Consider the following 26,459-nt stretch of genomic DNA (forward strand, 5'->3'; position numbering starts at 1 on the left):
CTCAATGTCTAAGCGTGGTTTAGGAAAAGGGCTAGATGCATTGCTTGCAACTAGCTCATTGGCTCGTGAAAAACAGCAAGTTGCTTCTCATAGTCAGGCGTTGTCGGCTGATGGTGAGCTTATCGAACTGGCTGTTGGTTGCTTGAAGCCTGGTGTATATCAACCGCGTAAGGATATTGCGCCTGAAGCGCTAGAAGAGCTGGCTGCATCAATTCAATCTCAAGGCATTATCCAACCTATCGTTGTTCGCCCATTGGCGCACGACCAGTTCGAGATTATTGCAGGTGAACGTCGTTGGAGAGCGGCTCGTCAAGCTGGCCTTAAACAAGTGCCATGTCTGATCAAGAGAGTCGAAGACAAGGCTGCGATCGCGATGGCATTGATTGAGAATATTCAGCGTGAAGACCTGAATGTCATCGAAGAAGCACAAGCGCTAGAGCGCTTACAGAACGAATTTGAACTGACACACCAACAAGTCGCTGAAGTGATTGGTAAATCGAGAGCGACGGTTAGTAACTTATTACGTCTAAATCAATTAGAAAATGAAGTAAAAGGTTTAGTTTCAAATAAACAACTGGAAATGGGGCATGCTCGAGCATTGCTTGCGCTTGAAGGTGATACCCAGGTTGAAGCAGCAAACACTGCAGCGACCAAAAAAATGACCGTGCGTCAAACCGAGCAGCTTGTTAAAAAGTGTTTAAAACCAGACGTTGAGCCAGAATCGAAGCCTGAAGACACAGAAGCTATCGAACTTTCACGAAGACTCACGGAAAAATTGCAAGCAAACGTTTCAGTCACTCGTTCTGTTAGCGGTAAGTCAAAAGTAATAATTACTCTTGATGAGCCTCACAAATTAGAGCAACTTATTGCTAAACTAGAGTACTAAATGAGATAATTGATTTAGGTCAATTATGTAATAAAAAAGTGATTTCGTACAAAAGTTGTCGGTTTGTATGCAAAAATGTAAATGATTGCTGCGTTGTTGTTGCAATCAATTTGGCTGAACGTATAATTTTCGCCAATTTCTCGGCACGCTTTTAAGCGAGTGGTAAAGTGGGCTTAAAAGAGGAACGAATACATGGTAGCGGCGTTAGCAAGACCAGGACGAGTGCTTGCAAAGCAAATGTTATTGATCGAGCTTAGCGCGGTTATATTAGTGGCGGTAGGGTTAGGTTTAGCTGTTAATCCTGATTGGGGTTTTGCTGCATTAATCGGTGGCGGTATTTTTGTCATCGCGAATGTAGTTTTTTGTGTGTGTGCTTTCCTATTTTGTGGAGCTCGCGCAACTAAGTTAGTTGCGGCGTCGTTCTATGCAGGCGAAGCGCTAAAAATTCTAATCACAGTTCTACTATTCTCTATTGTCTACATGTATATGCAGGTGGAATTAATTCCCCTCAAACTGACCTATTTACTGGTTCTAGGTATTAATATCTTTGCGCCAGTGCTTTTCATTAACAATAAAAAATAGGATGAGTTATGGCTGCGCCAACAGCATCCGGATACATTGAACACCATTTACAAAACCTTTCTTTAGCTAAGTTTGGTCTTGTAGAGGAGACAAGTTTCTGGAACGTACATATAGACAGTCTGTTTTTTTCGGTGTTGACAGGGATGTTATTCCTTTGGGTTTTTCGCTCAGTCGCTAAGAAAGCAACAGTAGGTGTACCTGGTAAGCTTCAGTGTTTTGTTGAAATGGTAGTGGAATTCGTTGGTGACAACGTTAAAGAAACTTTCCATGGCCGCAACCCTCTGATTGCCCCACTAGCACTGACTATATTCTGCTGGATTATCATTATGAACTTGATGGACTTAGTGCCTATTGATTTCTTACCATATCCTGCAGAGCATTGGCTAGGTATCCCTTACTTGAAAGTGGTTCCTACTGCTGATGTTAATATAACAATGGCAATGGCTTTAGGTGTTTTTGCTCTGATGATCTACTACAGCATCAAAGTAAAAGGTCTAGGCGGATTTGCTAAAGAATTGGCACTGCATCCATTTAATCACCCAATCATGATTCCATTTAACTTGGTACTTGAGGTAATTTCGTTACTAGCGAAGCCACTATCTCTAGGTATGCGTTTATTTGGTAATATGTTTGCGGGTGAGGTGGTGTTTATTCTTATCGCGGCAATGCTACCGTGGTATTTACAATGGGTAGGTGCACTACCTTGGGCTATCTTCCATATCTTGGTTATTTTGATTCAAGCGTTTGTTTTCATGATGTTGACAATCGTTTACTTATCAATGGCTCATGAAGATAGTGATCACTAAAAAAAATTTTAAGCTTTATTCTAACTATTAATGTTAATCGGAGAACGTAAATGGAAACTGTACTAAGTTTTTCAGCAATCGCTGTTGCTATTATTGTTGGTCTTTGTGCCGTAGGTACTGCAATTGGTTTTGCTATTCTTGGTGGTAAATTCCTAGAAGGCGCTGCGCGTCAACCTGAAATGGCTCCAATGCTACAAGTTAAGATGTTCATCATCGCTGGTCTACTGGATGCTGTTCCAATGATCGGTATCGTAATCGCACTACTATTCACGTTTGCTAACCCATTTGTTGGTCAACTAGCAGGCTAATTAACTCTTAATAGTTAATTAAATTTTTGTAGTTGATTCTTAACGAGGGGTAGCTGTTGTGAATATGAACGCAACTCTGTTAGGTCAAGCAATTGCTTTTTCATTGTTTGTTTGGTTCTGCATGAAATATGTATGGCCACCAATCATGCAAGCAATTGAAGAACGTCAGAAAAAAATTGCTGACGGTCTAGTAGCCGCTGAACGCGCTGCTAAAGACTTGAACCTGGCACAAGCCAACGCTTCTGAGCAAATGAAAGAAGCAAAGCGCACTGCAACTGAGGTTATTGATCAGGCAAACAAACGTAAAGCTCAAATTATTGATGAAGCTCGCGAAGAAGCTCAGGCAGAACGCCAGAAAATCTTAGCGCAAGCTGAAGCAGAAATTGAAGCAGAGCGTACACGTGCCCGTGATGACCTGCGCAAACAAGTCGCAACTCTGGCTATAGCTGGTGCTGAGAAAATCCTTGAGCGTACAATCGATAAAGATGTACACGATGATCTTCTTAACAACATTACTGCAAAACTTTAAAGCAAGGGGCTGTATATGTCTGATTTGACTACAATCGCACGCCCCTATGCTAAAGCAGCGTTTGACTTTGCGGTAGATAAAGGTGAGCTAGACCAATGGGGTCAGATGCTTACTTTTGCTGCCGAAGTGGCACAAAATGATGATGTTCATAATTTATTAAGCGGTTCTATGACTGCTGAAAAATTAGCTGAAGTATTCATTGTAATTTGTGGCGAACAATTTGATGAATTCGGTCAGAACTTGATTAAAGTGATGGCAGAGAACGGCCGCTTGATGGCTTTTCCTGATGTTTGTAAACAGTTCTTATTGCTCAAACAAGAGTATGAGAAAGAGATCGACGTTGAAGTAACTTCAGCGGTAGAACTTTCTGAAGAACAACGCGCAGAGATCAGCAGCAAATTGGAACAGCGCTTAGCGCGCAAAGTTCAGCTGAATTGCAGTATAGATGAGACTCTACTTAGTGGAGTTATTATTCGAGCCGGAGACCTAGTCATCGATAACTCAGCGCGCAGTCGTTTAGACCGCCTGAGCGATGCATTGCAGTCTTAATGGGGATTGGAGCATGCAACTTAATTCCACTGAAATTAGCGATCTAATTAAACAACGTATTGAATCTTTCGACGTTGTTAGTGAAGCTCGCAATGAAGGTACTATCGTTTCTGTAAGCGATGGCATCCTTAGCATCCACGGCCTAGCGGACGTGATGCAAGGTGAAATGATCGAACTACCGGGTGGCCGTTACGCTCTAGCACTAAACTTGAACCGTGATTCGGTTGGTGCTGTTGTAATGGGCCCGTATGCTGACCTACAGGAAGGCATGAAAGTTACAGGTACTGGTCGTATTCTAGAAGTACCAGTAGGTCCTGAAATGCTTGGTCGTGTTGTAAACACGCTAGGTGAGCCAATTGATGGTAAAGGTCCTATCGAAGCGAAACTAACTTCGCCTGTAGAAATTATCGCACCAGGTGTAATCGACCGTAAATCGGTAGATCAACCTGTTCAAACTGGTTACAAGTCAGTTGACTCAATGATCCCTATCGGTCGTGGTCAGCGTGAACTAGTAATCGGTGACCGTCAGACTGGTAAAACAGCAATGGCGATCGATGCGATTATTAACCAAAAAGATTCTGGTATTTTCTCTATCTACGTAGCTATCGGCCAAAAAGCGTCGACTATTGCTAACGTAGTTCGCAAACTAGAAGAGCACGGCGCACTAGCAAACACTGTTGTTGTTGTTGCATCGGCTTCTGAATCTGCAGCGCTGCAATACCTTGCACCGTATGCTGGTTGTGCGATGGGCGAATACTTCCGTGATCGCGGTGAAGATGCACTGATTGTTTATGATGATCTATCTAAGCAAGCTGTCGCTTACCGTCAAATCTCGCTACTACTTAAGCGTCCACCAGGTCGTGAAGCGTTCCCAGGTGATGTTTTCTACCTTCACTCTCGTCTACTAGAGCGTGCTGCTCGTGTAAGCGAAGTATACGTAGAGAAGTTCACTAACGGTGAAGTGAAAGGCAAGACTGGTTCTTTAACTGCTCTTCCTATCATCGAAACGCAAGCTGGTGACGTATCTGCATTCGTACCAACGAACGTAATCTCGATTACTGATGGTCAGATCTTCCTACAAACTGAACTATTCAACGCAGGCGTACGTCCAGCTGTTGACCCTGGTATCTCAGTTTCTCGTGTAGGTGGTTCGGCGCAGACTAAAATCATCAAGAAGCTATCTGGCGGTATCCGTACTGCTCTAGCTCAATACCGTGAACTTGCAGCATTTGCTCAGTTCTCTTCGGATCTTGATGAAGCGACTAAGAAGCAGCTAGACCACGGTCAGAAAGTTACAGAACTGATGAAGCAGAAGCAGTACGCTCCTATGTCTGTATTTGACCAAGCTCTAGTAATCTTCGCTGCAGAGCGTGGATACCTTCAAGATGTTGAACTTTCTAAAGTTCTAGATTTTGAAGCTGCTTTACTGTCGTTTGCTCGTGGTCAATATGCCGATCTAGCAACACAGATCGACACAACGGGTGCTTTCAATAAAGAAATCGAAGCTGAGCTGAAGAAGCTTGTTGACGATTTCAAGGCAACCCAGACCTGGTAATTGGTAGGTGGTCTTAGGGCCACCTCATACCATTAACGGAGAGTAACGATGGCCGGCGCAAAAGAGATACGTAATAAAATCGGTAGTGTTAAAAGCACACAGAAGATTACGAAAGCAATGGAAATGGTAGCAGCTTCAAAAATGCGTCGTTCTCAAGACGCAATGGAAGCTACTCGTCCATATGCAGAAACAATGCGTAAAGTGATCGGTCATTTGGCTAATGGTAGCCTCGAGTATAAGCATCCTTATCTTGAGGAACGTGAAGCCAAACGTGTTGGTTACATCATCGTTTCTACAGACCGTGGTCTTTGTGGTGGTTTGAACATTAACTTGTTCAAAAAAGCCATGAACGACATGAAAGATTGGTCTGAGAAAGGTGCTGACGTTGAACTTGCAATTGTAGGTTCAAAAGCGACAGCATTTTTCAACAACAGCGGCGCGAAAGTAGCAGCTCAAGTTTCTGGTCTGGGCGATCGTCCAAGCCTTGAAGACTTGATTGGCTCTGTAAGCGTTATGCTGAAGAAATATGATGAAGGCGAATTAGATCGCCTGTTCGTAGTGTTCAACAAGTTTGAAAACACTATGGTTCAAGAACCAACGATCGATCAATTACTTCCTTTGCCTAAATCAGACAGCGAAGAAATGAAACGCAGTCATTCTTGGGACTACATTTATGAGCCCGAGCCAAAACCACTACTAGATGCACTATTGGTTCGCTATGTCGAATCTCAAGTGTACCAAGGTGTGGTTGAGAACCTTGCTTGTGAGCAAGCGGCTCGAATGATTGCAATGAAATCAGCAACAGATAACGCTGGTGACATTATTGATGACTTAGAACTTGTGTATAACAAAGCGCGTCAAGCGGCGATTACACAAGAACTTTCTGAGATCGTTTCAGGCGCAGCTGCGGTTTAAGCTTAGGTAAAACTAAATAGTTAGAGGATTAACGATGGCTACAGGTAAGATCGTACAGATCATCGGTGCGGTAGTCGACGTAGAGTTCCCACAGGGTGAAGTACCTCGTGTATACGACGCTCTGAATGTTAATGAAGTACAAGAACGTCTCGTTCTTGAAGTTCAGCAACAACTTGGCGGTGGCGTAGTTCGCGCAATCGTAATGGGTAGCTCTGATGGTTTACGTCGTGGTTTGACAGTTGAAAATACTGGCGCTCCAATCTCAGTACCAGTAGGTACTAAGACATTGGGTCGTATCATGAACGTCCTAGGTGACGCGATTGATGAGTGTGGCGAGATTGGTGCTGAAGAGCATTACGCCATTCACCGTGAAGCTCCAAGCTACGAAGAGCAGTCTAACGAGACAGCTCTTCTAGAAACTGGTGTTAAAGTAATCGACTTAATTTGTCCATTCGCTAAGGGTGGTAAAATCGGTCTATTCGGTGGTGCTGGTGTAGGTAAGACCGTTAACATGATGGAACTTATCAACAACATCGCACTTCAACACTCAGGCCTATCTGTATTTGCAGGTGTAGGTGAGCGTACTCGTGAAGGTAACGATTTCTACTTTGAGATGCAGGAAGCAGGTGTTGTAAACATCGAAAAACCTGAAGAATCAAAAGTAGCGATGGTTTACGGTCAGATGAACGAGCCACCAGGTAACCGTCTACGTGTTGCACTGACTGGTCTAACAATGGCAGAGCGCTTCCGTGACGAAGGTCGTGACGTTCTACTGTTCGTTGATAACATCTACCGTTACACACTAGCAGGTACTGAAGTATCAGCACTTCTAGGTCGTATGCCTTCTGCGGTAGGTTACCAACCTACACTAGCTGAAGAAATGGGTGTTCTACAAGAGCGTATCACGTCAACTAAATCTGGTTCTATCACGTCTGTACAGGCGGTATACGTACCAGCGGATGACTTGACTGACCCGTCTCCAGCAACAACGTTCGCTCACTTGGATGCAACGGTTGTACTTAACCGTAACATCGCATCTATGGGTCTATACCCAGCGATCGACCCGCTAGATTCTACTTCACGTCAACTGGATCCATTGGTAGTTGGACAAGAGCACTACGACATCGCTCGTGGCGTTCAGTCTACTCTTCAGCGCTATAAAGAGCTGAAAGATATCATTGCTATCCTAGGTATGGACGAGCTATCTGAAGAAGATAAGCAAGTTGTATCTCGTGCTCGTAAGATTGAGAAGTTCCTAACTCAGCCTTACCACGTAGCGGAAGTATTTACAGGTGACCCAGGCGTTTACGTACCTCTTAAAGAGACTCTACGTGGCTTCCAAGGTCTTCTATCTGGTGAATACGATGACATTCCAGAGCAAGCGTTCATGTACTGTGGTGCAATTGACGAAGCTATCGAGAATGCTAAGAAGCTATAAGGCTAACTAGGAGGCGATATGGCAGCAATAACCTTTCACCTAGACGTTGTAAGTGCAGAGAAACAAATTTTCTCAGGCCTTGTTGAGACGTTTCAGGTGACCGGTAGTGAGGGTGAGCTTGGTATTTTCCATGGTCATACTCCACTGCTGACCGCTATCAAGCCTGGTATGGTGCGTATTGTTAAGCAGCACGGCCACGAAGAAATCATTTATGTTTCTGGTGGTATGGTAGAAGTTCAGCCTGGTACAGCGACTGTACTGGCTGATACAGCTATCCGTGGTGAAGAGCTAGACGCAGCAAAGGCGGAAGAAGCTAAACGCAAGGCTGTGGAGAATATCCAAAATCAGCATGGCGACATAGACTTCGCACAAGCGGCCGGTGAACTGGCTAAAGCCATTGCTCAGTTACGAGTTATCGAACTGACAAAACAGCGTCGCTAATCTTTTATAAGATTATAGACTCTGAGATAAAGGCGACCTAAGGGTCGCCTTTTTGCATTTCTAGATTCTCAAAAATGCCTCTTTTACGTATCACTACTGGTTAAATGGTTATTGCGATTTAATTTTTTGGCCAAAAACGGTTACAATATCGGCTTAATAAAAATAACGTTGGATAGGTTTACAATGAAGTTTAGCGCGGTAATTCTCGCGGCGGGCAAAGGCACTCGCATGTATTCAAACACACCAAAGGTTCTGCATACGCTTGCAGGTAAGCCAATGGTGAAGCATGTTATCGATACATGTAATGGTTTAGGCGCTCAAAATATCAACCTGGTTTACGGCCACGGTGGTGATCAGATGAAGGCTACTCTAGCTGAAGAATCTGTAAATTGGGCACTGCAAGCTGAGCAGCTGGGTACAGGCCACGCTGTGGATCAAGCATCTGCACATTTCGCTGATGATGAAAAAGTATTGGTGCTATACGGTGATGTTCCACTGATTTCACCTGAAACCATTGAAAACCTATTAGACGCTCAACCAAACGGTGGTATCGCGCTACTTACGGTCGTGCTAGACAACCCAATGGGATACGGTCGCATTATTCGTCGTAATGGACCTGTTGTGGCTATCGTTGAGCAGAAAGATGCAACGGATGAGCAGAAGCTTATCAAAGAGATCAATACTGGCGTTATGGTGGCGACTGGTGGTGATCTGAAGCGTTGGTTGTCTGGTTTAAGCAACGACAACGCACAGGGTGAATATTACCTGACTGACGTTATCGCAGCCGCTCACGATGAAGGTCGTGCGGTTGAAGCTGTGCACCCAGTAAGCCCAATTGAAGTAGAAGGTGTTAACGACCGCTCTCAACTGGCTCGTCTAGAGCGTGCTTACCAAGCAGAACAAGCTGACAAATTATTGAAGCAGGGCGTTATGTTACGCGATCCTAGCCGCTTTGATCTACGTGGCGAACTGCAATGTGGTATGGACGTTGAAATCGACACCAACGTTATCATCGAAGGCAGCGTAAGCATTGGTGATAACGTGGTTATCGGTACCGGCTGCGTGTTGAAAGACTGTGAGATTGATGATAACACCATCATTCGCCCATACAGCGTAATTGAAGGCGCAACGGTCGGTGAAGACTGTACGGTTGGTCCATTTACTCGCCTACGTCCAGGTGCAGACATGCGTAACGATTCGCACGTTGGTAACTTTGTTGAAGTAAAGAACACTCGCCTTGGTGAAGGTTCTAAAGCGAATCATTTAACGTATTTAGGCGATGCTGAAATTGGTCAGCGTGTAAACGTGGGTGCGGGTGCAATTACTTGTAACTACGATGGTGCGAATAAGTTTAAGACCATCATTGGCGACGACGTATTCGTTGGTTCAGATAGTCAATTAATCGCGCCTGTTACGATTGGTAATGGTGCAACTGTTGGTGCTGGCTCTACAGTAACACGTGATGTTTCTGAAAATGAGTTGGTTATCAGCCGTGCGAAAGAACGTAAGATTGCTGATTGGAAACGTCCAACTAAGAAGTAAACTCTAACGTTCAAAATATATTTTTATGAAAGCCAGTAGCATCGCTACTGGCTTTTTTGTATCGGCCACTCACTGCTAACAAAATAATCAATTTGGCAATTGTATTTTTTTAATAGATTGTTAATATTCGGGCTGTGGTTCGGTATAAATAGGTTGATGTACGGTGATATTGGTTGAAAAGAAATGGCAAACATTGCCGATCATTATTTTGTCTTTTTCAATGTTAATAGGTCTCTATGGCTTTTATGTAACGCTGGAAAAGTTGGTTGTTGAAAATGAGCGTGATCATCTTGTCTCTTTGATGTCAGATGTCGTGTTCGAGGTCCGTGAAGATAGTCGTTTATTCTCGGAAGGTGTAGATGTTGATGATTATATTGGTAATCTTACCCAAGCTAGTACACGATTAAGAATTCAGGTTATTAATCCTGATGGTGTTGTGATTGGGGATACGGACCTTTCTGATCATGCGCTTGCAGGCGTTGAAAACCACAGCGATCGACCTGAATTTCAACAAGCTCTAAAAACAGGCTTCGGCAGTGACGTGCGTTTTAGTACGGTCACTTCGGTTGATCGTATCTATTACTCCCATAAAGAATCCATGAACGGTAGCAGTTTCGTTATCGTTATCTCTTCACCGATGCATCAACTGAAACAGATGAACTTCCAATTGATGGGGATTCTGGTTGGTATGGTTGTGTTGAGTTTGAGCTTCTTGATTGGCACCTCTTACGTGAGTAATCGCCAAATTGTTCATCGAGTGGAAGAAGAACAGAAAAAGCAAGACGAGCGCATTCGCCAACGAACCCATGAAATCGAGTTGATGCACCGCCTGGCGAATATGCTTGCTGCATGTAATAACATGGTCGAGGCACAACAGATCGTTTCGGATATCTTGCCGCGAATTCTCGGTAACGTGAACGGCAGTGTTTCTTTGATGCGTGCATCGCGTAACCAGTTGATCACTCAGCTCGATTGGGGAGAGACTTGGCCGGGAAGCGCGAGCTTTGCTCCAGAAGAGTGTTGGTCACTACGTAAAGGACGTGCACATCAATCGAATGATGATTTCCACTCGTTAACCTGTGGTCACATGCATGAGATGGAAAACAACCAAACCTTGTGTATTCCGTTGACGGCACATGGCAACACCATCGGCATCATGCACCTTTATTTCGGTGTTGGTGACATCAAGATTGATCCCATTACCGAGCAATTAGCCTTCAGTGTTTCAGAGCATTTAGGCTTAGCATTAGCTAACTTGAGCTTACAAGAGAAGCTTCGCTCACAAGCATTGAGCGACCCTCTTACTGGCTTATTCAACCGTCGTTTCTTTGAGCAGAAACTGGAAGAGCACTCAATGAATTCGGCCACCAGCGAACAGCCATTATCGCTATTGATGCTCGATTTGGATCACTTCAAACGTTTTAATGACAACTTTGGTCATGATGCAGGTGATTTCGTATTAAAAGAGATCAGTGCGTTACTTAAACAGAGCGTCAGTGAAGATGAGATTGCTTGCCGATTAGGTGGTGAGGAGTTGGCGGTACTGCTTCCACATTATTCAATGCAAGAAGCGACTGAGTTTGGTCAAACCTTGTGTGATGCTGTGCGTTCGATGCACCTTGAACATAAAGGTTTGTCATTAGGTCAGTTGGGTGTTTCGATAGGTGTAGCTACTTACCCTAAGCCAGCATCTGATACCGAGTCTTTGGTTAAGATGGCCGATAACGCTTTGTACATGGCGAAAGACATGGGCCGCAACCGAGTGGTTAACTATGATGAATATAGCCGCCATAAAGCGCCAGCGTTAGAAATTGTCGACGGTGAAGCTGCTTCGAAATTGTCTTAAACTGAGACTGAATTTAGATATAAAAAAAGAGCGAGTAATCTCGCTCTTTTTTGTTTTCGTTAAACGAGGAACTAGTCTTGTTTCTCGTCTGCTACTACTCGAGAGTTGTCTGGCGTAGCGAAGTGTTCTGAAAGCTCTTTGTTCGAAACAATGTAGCCAACCCACAATGCACCCAAACAAATCACAACTGCGATACCTGTAGCGCTTAATGCTTGGCTAGCCATTGCCGCTACCAATGCACTTGATAAGCCACTGATGCTGATTTGCAGGCTGTTTTGTAGACCAGCAGCTGTTGCTGGGCTCTGTTTAGCGCTTGATAGGGCACGGTTAACTACGATTGGGTAAAGTGCACCATTTGCTACAGCAATCAAACAGAAAGGCGCAAGTAGAGGCCAGATGGAAGTCAGTTCCCACTGTGATGCGATAAAGATAAGCATCGCTGCTACGCTGAACAAACCAATAAGGTTTCTTAGTACAATACTATCGCCATACTTCTTCACCGCTTGCTTACCGAAGTAACCACCCGCCATGAATGCGATTGTTTGTGGGATGAAACTTAGGCCGATGTCTTTTGCTTCATAACCTAGTTGAGCCATGATCTCTGGCATACCCGTTAGGTAAGCGAAGAACGCTGCAGATGCCGAAGCAAACATTAAAACATTACCCATGTAAGGTTTTGATTTAAGCAACATCTTGATGTCTGTCTTAATCGATGTCTGCTTTACTTCAGGCGCTTCTTTTGGCTGAGCCATTGTTGTCGCCACTAGCAGTGCACCCATCAAGGTTAATGTGATGAAGATACTATGCCAGCCAAAGCTATCCGCAAGTAAAACACCTAGCTGAGGTGCTAGTGCAGGAGATAGTGCGACCAAAGGCATGATGGTTGCAAAAATTTGCTGGCTACTGCTTTGTGAGTAACGCTTGATAACCATGGCTTGCCAGATTACCGCCGGAGCACATACACCGATTGCTTGAATGAATCGTAGTGTCAGTAGGTGCCATACCTCGGTGCTGAATGCTAAGCCGAATGAAGCTGCCGTAAAGATTACAAGACCAACCGCCAGCGTATTGCGGTGACCATACTTGTCACTTGCCAGACCCCAAAGAAGCTGACCCATTGCCATACCGCCAAGGAATACGGTTAGAGATAGAGCAATCTGCTCCGGGCCGGTTGCGAAATCAACTTCCATTGCCTTAAATGCAGGAAGGTACATATCGGTCGCAATAAAGCCAAGCATTGAAAGAACTGCAAGGTAGACCAATTGAAATTTAGAAATATTCATAAGATGCCATTAAGCTAAAGGTAGTGATGTTTTTATCATCAAAAAAATTGTTTGATATACAGAAGTTAAAGCCCCTGTTTATTTATGCTGACATTCTATTTTTCAGACCTGATAAAATAAAACGCTAAAATATGTAGTTATCAATCAAAAAATTTGAAGGCTTATGTTCTCTAAATCCTCTTTAGAAATGCTCGATACTGTCGCTCGCTTGGGTAGTTTTACCGCAGCTGCTGAACAGTTGCACAAAGTACCGTCTGCGATCAGCTACGGTGTTAGACAGGTTGAGCAAGAACTGGATGTTCTACTTTTCAGACGGTTACCGAGAAAGGTTGAGCTGACACCTGCTGGTGAGTTGTTCATTGAAGAGGCTCGTGCGTTGTTGAGACAGATGGAAGAGGTCAGTGCCCAGACTCGCCGCGCGGCTCGTGGTTGGAAGAAAACCTTGCGCCTAACGCTCGATAACGTGGTTAAGCTCGATAAGATGAAGCCGATGATTGAAGAGTTCTACCAAACCTTTGAGTTTGCAGAGCTCCAGATCAACATGGAGGTGTTCAACGGCTCTTGGGAAGCGATAGCACAGGGCAGAGCGGATATCGTGATTGGCGCAACCTCTGCGATTCCGGTTGGTGGCGACTTTGAGGTTAAAGATATGGGACGGTTAGATTGGGCGTTTGTAATGTCGCCAAGTCATCCGTGTGTGCGAGAGCAAAACCTCAATGAAGAGTTTGTTAGCCAATATCCCGCGATATGTTTGGACGATACCTCTAGTGTGCTCCCTAAGCGACACACTGGCCACTACTCAAATCAAAGACGCCTGTTGTTACCCAACTGGTATAGCGCGATTGAATGTCTTAAAAATGGAGTAGGGGTGGGTTATATGCCAAGACACATTGCTGCACCTATTATCGAGCAAGGCTTGCTGGTGGAGAAAATACTGCCTGAACCGAGCCCGCAGAGTCATTGTTGTTTGGTGTGGCGAAAAGACGATAACCATAAGCTGATCGAATGGATGGTCAAGTACCTAGGATCGAGTGAACAACTTCATCAAGATTGGCTGGATCATCGCAAGGCGATCTAATGATCTTAGCGAGAAGATCCTTTTCAAGTTTGAGCTGAATCTTCATCCACAAAAAGAGCGAGTAAATACTCGCTCTTTTTGATTCGGTCGTTAACTCTTAAGACAAGAAGAACTTGTAGGAAGGGTTATCGGTTTCATCTTTACACTGATAGCCAAGCTCTCGTAGATGTGTTGAGAACTGAGCCAAATCATCATCACCAAGCTCAAAACCACACAATACGCGACCGTAATCGGCACCGTGGTTACGATAGTTGAACAGGCTGATATTCCAGTGAGTACCTAAGGTATCAAGGAATTTAATCAATGCACCTGGGTATTCTGGAAACTCGAAGCTGTACAGACGTTCTTTCAGTGGTTTCGATGGTTTACCGCCAATCATGTAGCGAATGTGCAGTTTTGCCATCTCATCATCAGACAGATCGACAACCGGGTAGCCACCGTCACGTAGGTCATTGATGATGTGCTCGAGTTCTTCTTGTCCACCTTGTAGACGTACACCAACGAAGATATTCGCTAGACTTTCGTCATTGTGGCGGTAGTTAAACTCAGTCACCGCACGACCACCAATAATATTACAGAACTCTAGGAATGCCCCTTGTCGCTCTGGAATCGTAACCGCAAGTAGACCTTCTCGCTTCTCACCTAACTCACAACGCTCAGATACATAACGCAGACCGTGGAAGTTGGTATTAGCACCAGACAGTACCGTCGCCAATTGCTTATCTTGCAGTTTGTTTTGTTCAGCAAACTTCTTCAAACCAGCCAGAGCAAGCGCCCCTGAAGGTTCGGCAATTGCACGAGTGTCTTCAAAGATGTCTTTCACCGCCGAGCAGATCTCATCGCTAGACACAGCAATGTGACCATCGATGTACTGCTGGCAAAGACGGAAGGTCTCTTCGCCAATACGTTTAACCGCAACACCATCAGCAAACATGCTGACCTGATCCAGTACTACTGGTTCACCAGCATCGAGAGCTGCCTTCAAGCAAGCCGAATCTTCTGGTTCTACTGCAATGACTTTAATCTCTGGCATCAGCTGTTTTACTAACACAGCAACACCTGCCGCTAAGCCACCACCACCAACAGGTACAAAGATATAATCCATGTGACCGTTTTGCTGCAGCATCTCCATGCCCATCGTACCTTGCCCTGCGATCACCAATGGGTGATCGAAGGGAGGAACAAAGGTATAGCCGTGCTCAGCGGAAAGTCGTTCTGCTTCGGCTTTCGCTTCATCAAAGTTGCTGCCATGTAGAACCACGTTACCACCAAAGCCACGCACCGCATCAACCTTGATGTCTGGTGTGGTTTTTGGCATCACAATTGTGGTTTGAATACCAAGCTTTGAACCGGACAGCGCCATACCTTGAGCATGATTACCCGCCGATGCAGCAATCACACCTGCGGCTTTTTGCTGCTCAGAAAGGCTTGATACCATGTTGTAGGCGCCACGTAGCTTGAACGAGTGCACCGGCTGGCGGTCTTCTCGCTTAAGCTGCACCTGATTTCCAATGCGCGCGCTTAAACGTGGCATATCCTGTAGAGGTGTCACGATTGCCGCTTCGTAAACCGGCGCTCTCAGGATCTGACGCAGATAATCTGCGCCAGTTTGTTTTTGGGGACTGGAGGTGTCATCACTCATAGTTAGCCCTCAAGTTTAGACTTATCGCGCACTGCGCCTTTGTCGGCACTGGTCGCCATGCTTGCGTAAGCTTTCAGTGCGAAAGATACTTCACGCTGACGGTTTTCTGGTTTCCAGCCTAGTGCATCTTGTTTAACACGACGCGCTTCTAGCTCTGCTTCTGGCACATCAAGTGTGATTGAGCGGCTAGGGATATCGATAGTGATGATGTCGCCAGTGTTTACTAGACCAATCACACCGCCACTTGCTGCTTCTGGAGAAGCGTGACCGATAGATAGACCTGATGTACCACCAGAGAAACGTCCGTCAGTTAGAAGAGCACAAGACTTACCTAGACCCATAGATTTTAGGTAAGTGGTTGGGTAAAGCATTTCTTGCATACCCGGACCACCCTTAGGTCCTTCGTAACGAATAACAACTACTTCGCCCGCTTTCACTTTGCCACCTAAGATGCCATCAACAGCACTATCTTGGCTTTCAAATACGATAGCAGGGCCTTGGAATTTAAGGTTTTCTTCATCAACACCCGCGGTCTTAACGATACAACCATCAACCGCGATGTTACCTGAAAGTACCGCTAGGCCACCTTCTTGGCTAAATGCATTCTCTTTAGTACGGATACAACCTTCTTTGCGGTCGTCATCAAGACGATCCCAACGGCAATCTTGCGAGAAGGCTTTAGTAGTACGAATGCCTGCTGGACCAGCGCGGAAGAACTTAAGTACCGCTTCGTCTTCTGTCTGCATGATGTCGTATTGAGCAAGCTGCTCTTGCATGCTCAGGCCAAGTACTGTACGAGTTTGGTTGTTCAGTAGGCCAGCACGGTCTAGTTCACCTAGGATAGCCATTACACCACCAGCGCGGTGAACGTCTTCCATGTGATATTTCGGTGTTGAAGGAGCCACTTTACATAGGTGTGGAACACGGCGAGACATCTCGTCGATATCACCCATATCAAAGTCAATTTCACCTTCTTGAGCTGCCGCTAAAAGGTGAAGAACGGTGTTACTTGAACCACCCATCGCGATATCTAACGCCATTGCATTATCAAAGGCAGCGCGGTTTGCGATGTTGCGTGGCAGTGCTGACTCGTCGTCTTGCTCGTAGTAACGCTTGGTTAGATCAACGATGCGCTTACCGGCATTGATGAACAGCTCTTCACGGTCTGCGTGCGTCGCCAGCATAGAGCCGTTACCTGGCTGAGATAGGCCAAGTGCTTCTGTTAGGCAGTTCATTGAGTTGGCTGTGAACATACCTGAACATGAACCACAGGTTGGACATGCAGAACGCTCTACTTGTTCGCTTTGCTCATCTGAAATCGTTGGATCGGCACCTTGGATCATTGCATCAACAAGGTCGAGCTTGATGATCTGATCTGAAAGCTTGGTTTTACCTGCTTCCATTGGGCCGCCTGATACAAAGATCACAGGGATGTTGAGGCGCATTGCAGCCATCATCATTCCCGGAGTGATTTTGTCACAGTTCGAGATACATACCATCGCATCTGCACAGTGTGCATTGACCATGTACTCTACTGAGTCTGCGATAAGCTCACGTGATGGCAGTGAGTACAGCATGCCGCCGTGACCCATTGCGATACCATCATCAACTGCGATGGTGTTGAATTCTTTAGCGATACCGCCCGCTTTCTCGATTTCACCCGCAACCAATTGACCCATGTCTTTAAGGTGAACGTGGCCTGGAACGAATTGAGTGAAAGAGTTTACAACTGCGATGATTGGCTTACCGAAGTCATCATCTTTAACACCAGTTGCACGCCATAAAGCGCGCGCACCAGCCATGTTGCGTCCGTGGGTAGTCGTTGCTGAACGATAGATTGGCATTGCTTAAATCCTTATAAAATATTTGGCTGTTGCTTACTTAGTTGTTTGTGTTTGGTTTTCTGAAGTTTGGTATGCTGGGTACACATAGTCTAACCAGCCCCACTTATCTTCAGTGGTTCCATTGAATAGACCAAAGTAAGCCGCTTGAACCTTTTCAGTGATAGGGCCGCGTTTGCCTTCACCTACTGTAATTTTGTCTACACTGCGAACCGGAACGATCTCTGCAGCTGTGCCTGTCATGAATACTTCATCGGCAAGATATAGCGCTTCGCGAGCAATGTTCTCTTCACGGATCTCATAACCCATGTCTTTTGCTAGTGTCATGATCGAATCACGAGTGATGCCCGGCAGAATTGCACTGGTCGCTGGTGGTGTAGATAGTACGCCATTGCGTACTACAAAGATGTTTTCACCAGCGCCTTCAGAAAGGTAACCATCAACACTTAGCGCGATACCTTCATCGTAACCATGACGACGTGCTTCACCACCAACCAGTAGTGAAGATAGGTAGTTACCACCCGCTTTAGCAGCGGTTGGGATGGTGTTTGGTGCCGCACGGTTCCAGCTAGAGATCATCGCGTCTACGCCATTTTCTAGAGCTTCTTCACCTAGGTAAGAGCCCCAAGGGAAAGCAGCGATGATCAGTTCCATCTCAGTGTTTTCTGGTGGACATACACCTAAACCAACGTTCCCGACAAAGCCGAGAGGGCGGATGTACGCTGACTCTAGCTTATTTTGACGTAGCGTTTCGCGAGTCGCTTCCATAATTTCTTCCTCAGTGTAAGGAATCGGGAAGCGGTAGATTTTTGCTGAGTCTTTTAGGCGCTTAGCGTGTTCAGGGTGACGGAAAATCACCGGACCCTTTGGTGTGTTGTAGCAACGAACACCTTCAAACACAGAAGTACCGTAGTGCATTGCGTGAGTCAGGACGTGAACGTTCGCCTCTGCCCAAGGAACCATCTCACCGTTAAACCAAATATAGTCTGCCGTTTTAGCTGTCATGTTTGCGGTTCCTTATGCGTTTATCTTTTGTTGTAAGTTATTGTTTGGCAATTCATTACGACTGATAGAGATAACGTCAACGGTACGCACATCCCACAGCTTTTCGATTTGATTGACCAAGAAAGAGATCGGACGGTCACTGTCGACAATGATCTCAACACTCGCCACTTTGCTTTCGTGGTTTTGAGTGCCTGCGACTTGCTTAACAATAAAGCCACGGTGGCGGATAACACGAAGAACACGCTCTAGTAGTACAGGCTTATCATCGGCTTTGATGTCTAATAGGTATCTTTTCATGTTATGTGTTCTCCAACATCTCACTGTTTGAAGCACCTGGCGGTACTAGTGGCCATACGTTCTCTTCTTCATCGATAAGAACATGAAGTAGGTAAGCGGTTTTGCTCTCAAGCATCTCTTTCAATGCTGGTTCTACTTCTTCTTTACGCGTGATGGTTTTACCCGGGATATCGAAGGCTTTCGCTAGCATCACGAAGTCTGGGTTGTCATCTAGGATGGTTTCACTGTGGCGGCCATCGAAGAACAATGATTGCCATTGGCGAACCATACCCAAGCGAGAGTTATTTAGAAGCACCATCTTCACTGGGATTTGGCGGCGTTTCAGCGTGCCAAGTTCTTGCACGTTCATCATGAACGACCCATCACCAGAGATAAGTATAGATTGGTCATCAGGACGCCCAACCGACGCACCCATAGCGGCTGGTAAGCCAAAGCCCATGGTGCCTAAACCGGCAGAGGTGATGAAGTTCTGTGGATCGCGAGGTTGAATGTGTTGAGCTGCCCACATTTGGTGTTGGCCAACATCGGTCGAAACAATAGAGCTTGCTGGCATCATGTCTGACAGTTGCTTCAACAGTAGCGGAGCAAAGATCAGATCACCTGGGTGGTCGTAGCGCCATTTGAATGAGCTACGAAGCCCTTCAGAGTGGTGAACCCAAGATGAGATGTCTTGGCTTAGTTCCAACTGAGGCATGATCTTGTTGATGTCACCACGAATTGGCGCATTAGCAAGACGCAGTTTGCTGAACTCAGCGGCATCAATATCGATATGGATAACTTTCGCGTGTGGTGCAAAGGTATCAAGCTTACCGGTTACTCGGTCATCGAAACGAGCGCCAACAACAATCAGCAGGTCACTCTCTTGAACCACTAGGTTAGCGGCTTTGGTGCCGTGCATGCCCAACATGCCAAGGTAGTGTGGGTCGTCACGTTCGATAGTACCCAAGCCTTTCAATGTACTTACTGCAGGCATCGGGTTAAGGCGTAAGAACTCACGAACAGCATCGGTCGCTTTAGCGAGTTGAACACCACCACCTACGTATAAAACAGGGCGGGTAGCTTGAGACAAAAAGTACTGTGCCTGCTCAATAGCATCGGTTGTTGCAACAGGAATCGCTGGTGGAGTAAATTCTGGGAGAGTTTTAACAGGAGCTTCTGCTAGTTGAACATCTTTAGCAATATCGACGATAACTGGACCTGGGCGGCCAGACTTCGCTACTACAAAGGCTTCAGCTAGGGTTGGAGCCAATTCTTCAATGTCGGTAACTAGGTAACTGTGCTTGGTACATGACAGAGACATACCAATCACATCCATCTCTTGGAATGCATCGGTACCAATGTGGGAACTTGCAACCTGACCTGTGATAGCAACCAATGGGATTGAATCCATAAAGGCATCTGCAAGGCCAGTGACTAGGTTCGTTGCACCTGGTCCCGAGGTTGCCATACAAACAGCGACATCTTGTGTTGCACGAGCCATACCGATCGCGGCCATTGCAGCGCCTTGCTCATGACGACATAGGATATGCTCAACCCCGCCATCATAAAGTGCATCGTAGATTGGCATGATGGCACCGCCTGGGTAACCAAATACGGTCTCAATTCCTTGTTGCTTGAGTGCGGATACGACTAGTTCTGCGCCTTTCATCGGAATTCTCCCGTATTACCTTTATTTTGGTAACTGTTTCCTTTGTCTCTGCACATCTTGTGCTCCCATTCTTCCTGTAAATCGGCAAAGCCGAAAATGCTCAAAAATATAAAAATCGAATGTTTAAATTAGAAAAAACCCCCGGACTTGTCAGTGCGGGGGTTTTTTCTAATTCGTGGTTACTTTCTTCCCACTCGCCCCCGCGCAGTCTTAATAATGACTACGATAATCAGGTTAATCAGTGCGTAAATGCGAGCGTTAAAAATCATAATATTCGAGTTTTCTCGTTTATTGTCTTCAGTAAAAGTCTATATCTCTAGTGTTATCACACAAATCTGCCGCATGACAAGGAAAATGTCATTCTTTTTTCACATTAAAACACCATTCCATCAAGCTATATAACAACCTTATAGCTTTGGTGAGCAACGAATATCCAGAGCGAATACTTTTAAATCAAAGACAAAGGAAAGTTATGGGACTCGCGATAATTCATAGTCGAGCTAGTGTTGGTGTAGAGGCGCCAGAAGTGACTGTTGAGGTGCATATAAGCAATGGAATGCCTGGCTTTACGTTAGTGGGTCTACCTGAAACAACGGTTAAGGAATCTAAAGATCGAGTAAGAAGTGCGATCATCAATTCTCGCTTTGAATTTCCATCAAAAAGAATCACGGTCAACCTCGCTCCTGCCGATTTACCCAAAGAAGGAGGTCGTTTCGATTTGCCAATCGCGCTTGGGATTTTAGTGGCATCTGATCAGCTTCCGACATCAAAGATCGCACAGCATGAATTCATCGGTGAGTTGGCGCTGTCTGGAGAGCTGCGTTCAGTAAAGGGCGTGTTGCCTGCGACGTTAGCTGCCGATAGCGTCGAACGATGCTTAGTTGTTCCACACCATAACGGTGATCAGGCTGCGCTAGTGGGCAAGGGAGCCCATAAATCTGCGCAAACCTTGTTGGAGGTTTGTGCTGACATGTGTGGACAGACTCAGCTTGGCCTATATAGAACGGAACATCATCAGGCTGATGTTTCAGTGCTTCGCGACCTACAAGATATTATCGGCCAACAACAAGGTAAGCGAGCTCTGGAGATAGCAGCCGCTGGAAATCACAACTTACTTTTCCTTGGCCCTCCAGGAACTGGCAAGACTATGTTGGCGTCTCGTCTGCGTGATTTGTTACCTGAAATGAGTGATGACGAGGCGATGGAAACTGCATCGGTCGCTTCGTTAACGCAGCAAGAGATCAATCAGTACAACTGGAAGCAACGACCTTTTCGATCCCCTCACCATTCAAGCTCAATGGCGGCATTGGTGGGAGGAGGCTCAGTGCCTCGCCCCGGAGAGATCTCTTTGGCGCATAACGGCTTATTGTTCTTGGATGAGATGCCAGAGTTTGAGCGTAAGGTGCTCGATTCATTACGTGAGCCACTAGAGTCGGGCGAGATTATTATCTCCCGTGCAGCGGGCAAGACGCGTTTCCCTGCGCGCTTTCAGTTGGTCGGTGCACTCAACCCAAGTCCAACAGGTTACTACGAAGGTAATCAAGCGCGGGCTAACCCACAGATAATCTTGCGCTATCTCAACCGCTTATCTGGCCCCTTGCTAGATAGGTTCGATATGTCATTGGAGATACCTCTATTGCCCAAGGGAATGTTGGCCGAAGGAGGTGACCGAGGTGAAACCACCCAAGTCGTAAAGCACAGGGTCAAACAGGCTCGTCAAACCATGTTATCTCGCAACCATAAATCAAATGCTTTACTCGGCAGTCGAGAAATTGAGAAGTATTGCCCACTGCGACGTGAAGATGCGGAGTTTCTTGAGACAGCACTCCATCGATTGGGGCTGTCGATTCGTGCCTATCACCGAATCATTAAGGTAGCGCGAACCATTGCTGACCTTGACGGTAACGAGCAGATAGAAAAGAAACACCTATCGGAAGCGCTGGGCTATCGAGCGATGGACCGATTGTTGAAGCAACTCACGGCTCAAGCTGTGTAGTAGTAAATAGAAAGCCTGCTTGTGTGAAGTGACCCCGTAAAGTTGGACATTTCTGTTAAGCGGCTTTCAAGGCCTGAGTTCGATATTCTATCGGAGTCAGGCCTTTTAGTTTCACTTTTATACGTTTGGTATTGTAGTACTCGATGTATTCTTTAATTTGCTCTATCAGAGCATCTGCATCTTCAAAGCTTTGGTTGTGATACATCTCTGTTTTGAGTAAAGCAAAAAAGTTTTCAGCAACCGCATTATCCAAGCAGTTACCTTTTCTCGACATGCTTTGTGTTAACCCACTCTCCGCTACCTTTTTTTGATACTGTCGATGGCGATATTGCCAACCTTGATCGCTATGTATAATTGGCTTTGAGTTGGGTTTAAGCTTTGATATGGCTTCCGTCAGCATATCCGTGACTAGCGGCAAGCAGGCACTTTTGGCCACTCTATAAGCAACCACTTCCTGAGTAAACAAGTCGACAACGGGAGACAAGTATACTTTCTGCTCTTTGACTTTGAACTCCGTGACATCAGTTACCCACTTTTCGTCGGGTTGAGTCGCACTAAAATCTCTTTCAAGCACGTTAGGAGCAGCTGTTCCAGACTCTCCTCGGTATGAACGATACTTTTTAATCCTGACCGTCGATTTAAGGTTGAGCTGAGCCATAAGCCTTTGAACCGTTTTGTGGTTAAGCACGAACCCCTGATTTTTTAATTCCAAGTGAATACGGCGGTAGCCGTATCGGCCCTTATGCTCATGATAAATTGACTTTATCAACCGCAGCTCACGTTCGTAGCTATTTGGGCGCTTGCTCGTTTGAGCCTGATAATAAAAGACACTTTTTGCCAGCTGTAGAGTGTGCAGTAAGTGCTTCAACGGGTACTTGCCTTTAAGAGTTAGAGCTATGACCGCTTTTTCTTTGTTCGACGGTTTTTTTCCTGCTCCAACTCTTCCAACTTTTTTAGAACGGCATTCTCGGTTCGTAAGTAAACCAACTCCTCTTTTAGCTCCTCAAGCGTCATTTCATTATCAGGCTTAGTGGTACGTTGAGGTTGCTGTTTCATTGAGGGTCTTCCTTTCTGGCGCATTTTGAGCCCTTTGATACCGAGCTCATTAAATCGTTTGAGCCAGACTGAGAGTATCCCAGGGGATGAGAGGTTTAATACTGCGCTAGTGTGCGTGAGAGACCATTCATTCGTCCACATTAAATTCAATGCTTTTCGTTTTGTCTGAGCAGTAGCCGCATGGTTAGTTGGTAAAAATGAATCAGTACCATGGATGGCAAAGACTTGAGCCCAATACCGTATCTGTCTTGAAGAAATTGAATATTGTTTTGCTAAGTAGAGAGATGACGTGCCATCTAAGTATTGCTTAGCAATGATACATTTTAGCTCTCGGCTATATTTGGACATAAAAAGACCCCCAATAATTGGTGTCCAACTATTGGGGGTCAGTTCAGTGTGCAGGCTTTAGTTTGATAATTTATTGGCGCTGGCTGGAGTTAGAACTTGTAGTTCAGGCCGAGTGAGACGATGTATTGAGACTCATCATAGAAGGTAATGTTCGAGTCACTAGTACCGTAGCCCGCAAGAGAAACAAACGACCAGTTTTCCCAATCCATGAATTGATCATATTCATACGCGGCGAATAGATTGATGTTATCGTCACTGCGTTTCTTTTGGAAAGTAATGCTGCTCGCATCGTAAGAGCGTTGTTTGTAACCCGCCGTTAGTGCGTATTGATGACGTCCCATGCCGCCAAATAAGCTTACCTCACCGCCAAACTGTTCATAAGAGGCAGCTTTGCCATCTGCAGAACTTGATTGGTAGATCAGTGACGGTACTAACATCATGGTACGACTGATTGGCTGACGATATTGACCTTTCAGGTAGAAAGTATCGGCGTCGCGTTTTAGCGCGTCTTCAACTCGATCATCTTTCACATCTTTGGTGGCGTAGGCCATGTCTAAAGAGAAAGCAGAGCCAGCGATGCTCTCTAGTGTTAAACGAAAGGCATTACCCGTCTCGTCGGTTTTGCTGCGAGCTGACGTCGTGTTGTACGGATCGGCCCAAGTCTCGCCAGACATAATAGTTGGCAGAATCGAAGCATCGATGGTCATGCCTGACTCTAGTTGGTATTTATAACCAACCTCAAGCACAACAGTACCCGTCGCCACATCATCACGCGCGGTACCTGTGTAAACCTGATGGTTCAGCTTTTCACCAAAGGTGTAAGCGACACTGCCTAAAGGTGCGACAAGAAATGAGCTTTCAGATGAGGCTTTCTGTTTATTTGATGAGAGGGTGCTATCAGCATCGGTATTAAAATTTGAGGAGGAAGAGGTTACCCCGGTATTGATAGAGATTTCACCACTGAAACCTTGTTCGTCTGCAAGTTTGGCAAAGGCTGGCGAAGTAACAACGCTTAATGCGAGAAGTGTGATTTTTATTTTCATTTAAGGGCTCCTTGCCCACCGGTTCTTAGGACGGGTTATTAATACCAGTAAAGCTCTGAGTTTTATGGCTGATTATTTATCAATGATGATTTTTGAACTAGGAAAAAAAGGAAGCCGAAGCTTCCTTTAATCACTACCTTACTTCTTTAACAAGAAGTTAACCAGCTCGAAGTACTCATCGAGAGAGTTAATACCTTGCGCTTCTACTAAGTAACGGTTGTTAACTACAACAGCAGGTACACCAGAAAGGCCGCTGTCTTTGAATGCTTTGTCGAAGCGACGAACCATCGAATCTACTGCAAAGCCGTTATACGCAGCATCGAACTTCTTCGCATCAACACCTTCGTCTAGGAAGATTTGACGCAGTTCTGCTTCATCACGTGGTGGCTTGTTCATGGTGTGGATGCGGTTAAACATCACTGGCACCATTTTGTCTTCAACTTTCAGTGCAATCATCGTCGCATAAGCCTTGCTCATTGGCAGACCCATGTTGCCACCCATGAATGAAACATGGTTCTTTTGTAGCTTAGCGTCTTTAGGTAGCTGTTGTTTTAGCTGCTGGATGATTGGCTCAAAGCTATTACAGTGTGGGCAGTAGAAAGAGAAGAATTCTGTCACCATTGGTTTTTTTGATGCTTCTAGGTTGAGAACTTTATAGTGTTCACCTTCGTTAAATTTCGCAGCGTGAGCTGAAAGGCTCAACATGATCAATGAGAAAAATGCGAATAGCTTTTTCATTTATCCAATCTCCATTATGTTTGAATTTTTATCTAGTTGTATGTTGCGATTGCGGTTACCACTGAGGCATTAACGAAAGTGGTGGCTCTTGCAGGGTAGCAATTTGCTCTTTACAAGCAAGTACTTGTTGCTCCCAATATTTCGGATCATTAAACCATGGGAAGGCGAGAGGAAACGCTGGATCGTGCCATCGTTTCGCCAACCATGCCATGTAATGCACCATACGTAGACCGCGTAGCGGCTCGATTAGTTTCAGTTGTGCGGTATTAAAATCGCAAAACTCTTGATAACTCTCTAGCAGAATATCCAGTTGCATCAGCTTATCTTGGCGCTCGCCATTGAGCAGCATCCACAGATCTTGTATCGCAGGGCCGTTACGTGCGTCATCAAGATCGACGAACATTGGCCCATCGCGCCACAAAATATTGCCAGGGTGGCAGTCACCGTGCAGGCGGATATTCTCAATGTTGCTCGGCCACTGGCTCTCTAGCTCTTTTATCAGAAGGTCAACGTCATTGAAGAACGCGTTTTCTAGGTGCGTCGGGATAAACTGAGAATTCTCTAGAATCTTACGTGGCTGATAAAGGTATTCATCTAAGCTGATTGTCGGGCGATGCTGGAATGTTCTTCCCGCGCTGGCTTTATGAATACGACCAAGAAAACGGCCTACGCCTTCCAGTTGGTCTAGGTTATCCACTTCATACTGTCTGCCGCCGACACTTTCAAACAAGGCAAATAGGTAGCCTTGGTATTCATGTAAGGTTGCACCGTTGATTCGCATTGGAGGTGCAATTGGCATCTCTTGTTCGATAAGCTCGAGTGCGAAGTCATGCTCTTCTTGGATCTGTGCTTTGTTCCAGTGTTGCGGACGATAAAACTTAACGACGTAGCGCTTACGATCTTCATCGGTGAACTGATATACACGGTTTTCGTAACTGTTGAGAGCGAGAAGCCCGGATTCAGCGCGAACTCCGATGCTCTCCAGTGCGTACCACATGAAGTCAGGAGTCAGGTTATCAAAGTTAAAGGCTTGCATCGTCATAGAATAAAAAAGGCTCATTACTGAGCCTTTTTCCATTTATTGGGT

25 protein-coding genes are annotated in these 26,459 nt (G+C 45.6%); 14 read left to right on the forward strand and 11 right to left on the reverse strand.

The genetic code is table 11. The annotated features are described in order from the left end of the window. Positions 1-4 precede the first annotated feature (4 nt). The 12 genes from AB8613_RS08600 to AB8613_RS08655 all read left to right on the forward strand — a co-directional run bounded on the left by AB8613_RS08600 (position 5) and on the right by AB8613_RS08655 (position 11,397). Positions 5-886, forward strand: a complete 882-nt coding sequence (locus tag AB8613_RS08600) for a ParB/RepB/Spo0J family partition protein (protein ID WP_146492794.1) — start codon at positions 5-7, stop codon at positions 884-886. A gap of 192 nt (positions 887-1,078) precedes the next feature. After that, on the forward strand, positions 1,079-1,468 hold the full coding sequence (locus tag AB8613_RS08605; RefSeq protein ID WP_060983471.1) for a F0F1 ATP synthase subunit I: 390 nt from the start codon (positions 1,079-1,081) through the stop codon (positions 1,466-1,468). Positions 1,469-1,476: 8 nt separating this feature from the next. Next, positions 1,477-2,274 (forward strand): F0F1 ATP synthase subunit A, encoded by a 798-nt coding sequence (gene atpB, locus AB8613_RS08610; RefSeq protein ID WP_009848124.1) that lies wholly within the window; start codon positions 1,477-1,479, stop codon positions 2,272-2,274. A 50-nt stretch (positions 2,275-2,324) separates the two neighbouring features. After that, entirely contained in the window at positions 2,325-2,582 is a 258-nt protein-coding gene (gene atpE, locus AB8613_RS08615; protein ID WP_004411110.1) for a F0F1 ATP synthase subunit C, read from the forward strand. 58 nt (positions 2,583-2,640) lie between these two features. Further along, positions 2,641-3,111, forward strand: a complete 471-nt coding sequence (atpF, locus tag AB8613_RS08620) for a F0F1 ATP synthase subunit B (RefSeq protein WP_010433231.1) — start codon at positions 2,641-2,643, stop codon at positions 3,109-3,111. A gap of 15 nt (positions 3,112-3,126) precedes the next feature. Next, positions 3,127-3,660: a F0F1 ATP synthase subunit delta gene (gene atpH, locus AB8613_RS08625; RefSeq protein WP_086712399.1), complete on the forward strand. Its 534-nt coding sequence runs from the start codon at positions 3,127-3,129 to the stop codon at positions 3,658-3,660. 13 nt (positions 3,661-3,673) lie between these two features. Continuing rightward, the gene (atpA, locus tag AB8613_RS08630) at positions 3,674-5,215 is read left to right on the forward strand and encodes a F0F1 ATP synthase subunit alpha (RefSeq protein ID WP_017632647.1); all 1,542 of its coding nucleotides are present in this window, start codon (positions 3,674-3,676) and stop codon (positions 5,213-5,215) included. 48 nt (positions 5,216-5,263) lie between these two features. Next, a complete protein-coding gene (gene atpG / locus AB8613_RS08635) occupies positions 5,264-6,130 on the forward strand; it encodes a F0F1 ATP synthase subunit gamma (protein ID WP_016794171.1) in 867 nt (288 codons plus the stop codon). Between the two features lie 34 nt (positions 6,131-6,164). Further along, positions 6,165-7,568: a F0F1 ATP synthase subunit beta gene (gene atpD / locus AB8613_RS08640; protein ID WP_048610850.1), complete on the forward strand. Its 1,404-nt coding sequence runs from the start codon at positions 6,165-6,167 to the stop codon at positions 7,566-7,568. An 18-nt stretch (positions 7,569-7,586) separates the two neighbouring features. Further along, complete coding sequence (locus AB8613_RS08645) at positions 7,587-8,009, forward strand: F0F1 ATP synthase subunit epsilon (RefSeq protein ID WP_004735742.1); 423 nt, start codon at positions 7,587-7,589, stop codon at positions 8,007-8,009. Positions 8,010-8,192: 183 nt separating this feature from the next. Further along, complete coding sequence (gene glmU, locus AB8613_RS08650) at positions 8,193-9,551, forward strand: bifunctional UDP-N-acetylglucosamine diphosphorylase/glucosamine-1-phosphate N-acetyltransferase GlmU (RefSeq protein WP_017631548.1); 1,359 nt, start codon at positions 8,193-8,195, stop codon at positions 9,549-9,551. A gap of 220 nt (positions 9,552-9,771) precedes the next feature. Next, positions 9,772-11,397 carry a diguanylate cyclase gene (locus AB8613_RS08655; protein ID WP_372384809.1) on the forward strand — a complete coding sequence of 542 codons (1,626 nt, stop codon included), beginning with the start codon at positions 9,772-9,774 and terminating at the stop codon, positions 11,395-11,397. Between the two features lie 71 nt (positions 11,398-11,468). On the opposite strand, the gene punC is transcribed toward AB8613_RS08655, so the two are convergent. Beyond that, complete coding sequence (gene punC, locus AB8613_RS08660) at positions 11,469-12,680, reverse strand: purine nucleoside transporter PunC (RefSeq protein WP_146492792.1); 1,212 nt, start codon at positions 12,678-12,680, stop codon at positions 11,469-11,471. Positions 12,681-12,843: 163 nt separating this feature from the next. On the opposite strand from punC, the gene punR reads away from it, so the two are divergent. Continuing rightward, positions 12,844-13,758 carry a DNA-binding transcriptional activator PunR gene (gene punR, locus AB8613_RS08665; RefSeq protein ID WP_017058788.1) on the forward strand — a complete coding sequence of 305 codons (915 nt, stop codon included), beginning with the start codon at positions 12,844-12,846 and terminating at the stop codon, positions 13,756-13,758. A 97-nt stretch (positions 13,759-13,855) separates the two neighbouring features. Here punR and ilvA read toward each other — a convergent pair whose 3' ends face one another. The 5 genes from ilvA to ilvG are packed head-to-tail and all read right to left on the reverse strand — an operon-like array spanning position 13,856 to position 20,191. Then, positions 13,856-15,400 (reverse strand): threonine ammonia-lyase, biosynthetic, encoded by a 1,545-nt coding sequence (gene ilvA / locus AB8613_RS08670; RefSeq protein ID WP_372383725.1) that lies wholly within the window; start codon positions 15,398-15,400, stop codon positions 13,856-13,858. A gap of 2 nt (positions 15,401-15,402) precedes the next feature. Next, a complete protein-coding gene (gene ilvD, locus AB8613_RS08675) occupies positions 15,403-17,244 on the reverse strand; it encodes a dihydroxy-acid dehydratase (protein WP_017071778.1) in 1,842 nt (613 codons plus the stop codon). A gap of 33 nt (positions 17,245-17,277) precedes the next feature. After that, positions 17,278-18,246 (reverse strand): branched-chain amino acid transaminase, encoded by a 969-nt coding sequence (locus tag AB8613_RS08680; protein ID WP_210447661.1) that lies wholly within the window; start codon positions 18,244-18,246, stop codon positions 17,278-17,280. A gap of 12 nt (positions 18,247-18,258) precedes the next feature. Beyond that, the gene (gene ilvM, locus AB8613_RS08685) at positions 18,259-18,543 is read right to left on the reverse strand and encodes an acetolactate synthase 2 small subunit (protein ID WP_017055442.1); all 285 of its coding nucleotides are present in this window, start codon (positions 18,541-18,543) and stop codon (positions 18,259-18,261) included. A gap of 1 nt (position 18,544) precedes the next feature. Further along, the gene (gene ilvG, locus AB8613_RS08690; RefSeq protein ID WP_146492788.1) at positions 18,545-20,191 is read right to left on the reverse strand and encodes an acetolactate synthase 2 catalytic subunit; all 1,647 of its coding nucleotides are present in this window, start codon (positions 20,189-20,191) and stop codon (positions 18,545-18,547) included. A 472-nt stretch (positions 20,192-20,663) separates the two neighbouring features. Here ilvG and AB8613_RS08695 point away from each other — a divergent pair, with 472 nt between their 5' ends. Further along, positions 20,664-22,187 (forward strand): YifB family Mg chelatase-like AAA ATPase, encoded by a 1,524-nt coding sequence (locus AB8613_RS08695; RefSeq protein ID WP_019825526.1) that lies wholly within the window; start codon positions 20,664-20,666, stop codon positions 22,185-22,187. A 55-nt stretch (positions 22,188-22,242) separates the two neighbouring features. Here the strand turns inward: AB8613_RS08695 and AB8613_RS08700 are convergent, their stop codons facing one another. The 5 genes from AB8613_RS08700 to AB8613_RS08720 form a co-directional block, all read right to left on the reverse strand. Further along, on the reverse strand, positions 22,243-23,085 hold the full coding sequence (locus AB8613_RS08700) for an IS3 family transposase (RefSeq protein ID WP_327784266.1): 843 nt from the start codon (positions 23,083-23,085) through the stop codon (positions 22,243-22,245). Then, entirely contained in the window at positions 23,082-23,591 is a 510-nt protein-coding gene (locus tag AB8613_RS08705) for a helix-turn-helix domain-containing protein (protein ID WP_146492455.1), read from the reverse strand. The genes AB8613_RS08700 and AB8613_RS08705 overlap by 4 nt, the downstream gene beginning before the upstream one ends. Positions 23,592-23,680: 89 nt before the next feature. Beyond that, positions 23,681-24,634 carry a DUF2860 domain-containing protein gene (locus AB8613_RS08710; RefSeq protein WP_372383726.1) on the reverse strand — a complete coding sequence of 318 codons (954 nt, stop codon included), beginning with the start codon at positions 24,632-24,634 and terminating at the stop codon, positions 23,681-23,683. 138 nt (positions 24,635-24,772) lie between these two features. Then, positions 24,773-25,372: a thiol:disulfide interchange protein DsbA/DsbL gene (locus AB8613_RS08715; RefSeq protein WP_372383727.1), complete on the reverse strand. Its 600-nt coding sequence runs from the start codon at positions 25,370-25,372 to the stop codon at positions 24,773-24,775. 55 nt (positions 25,373-25,427) lie between these two features. Further along, positions 25,428-26,414: a serine/threonine protein kinase gene (locus AB8613_RS08720; protein ID WP_372384810.1), complete on the reverse strand. Its 987-nt coding sequence runs from the start codon at positions 26,412-26,414 to the stop codon at positions 25,428-25,430. Positions 26,415-26,459: the final 45 nt, after the last annotated feature.

It is taken from the genome of Vibrio sp. BS-M-Sm-2 (genome assembly GCF_041504345.1).
Taxonomy (GTDB): domain Bacteria; phylum Pseudomonadota; class Gammaproteobacteria; order Enterobacterales; family Vibrionaceae; genus Vibrio; species Vibrio satsumensis.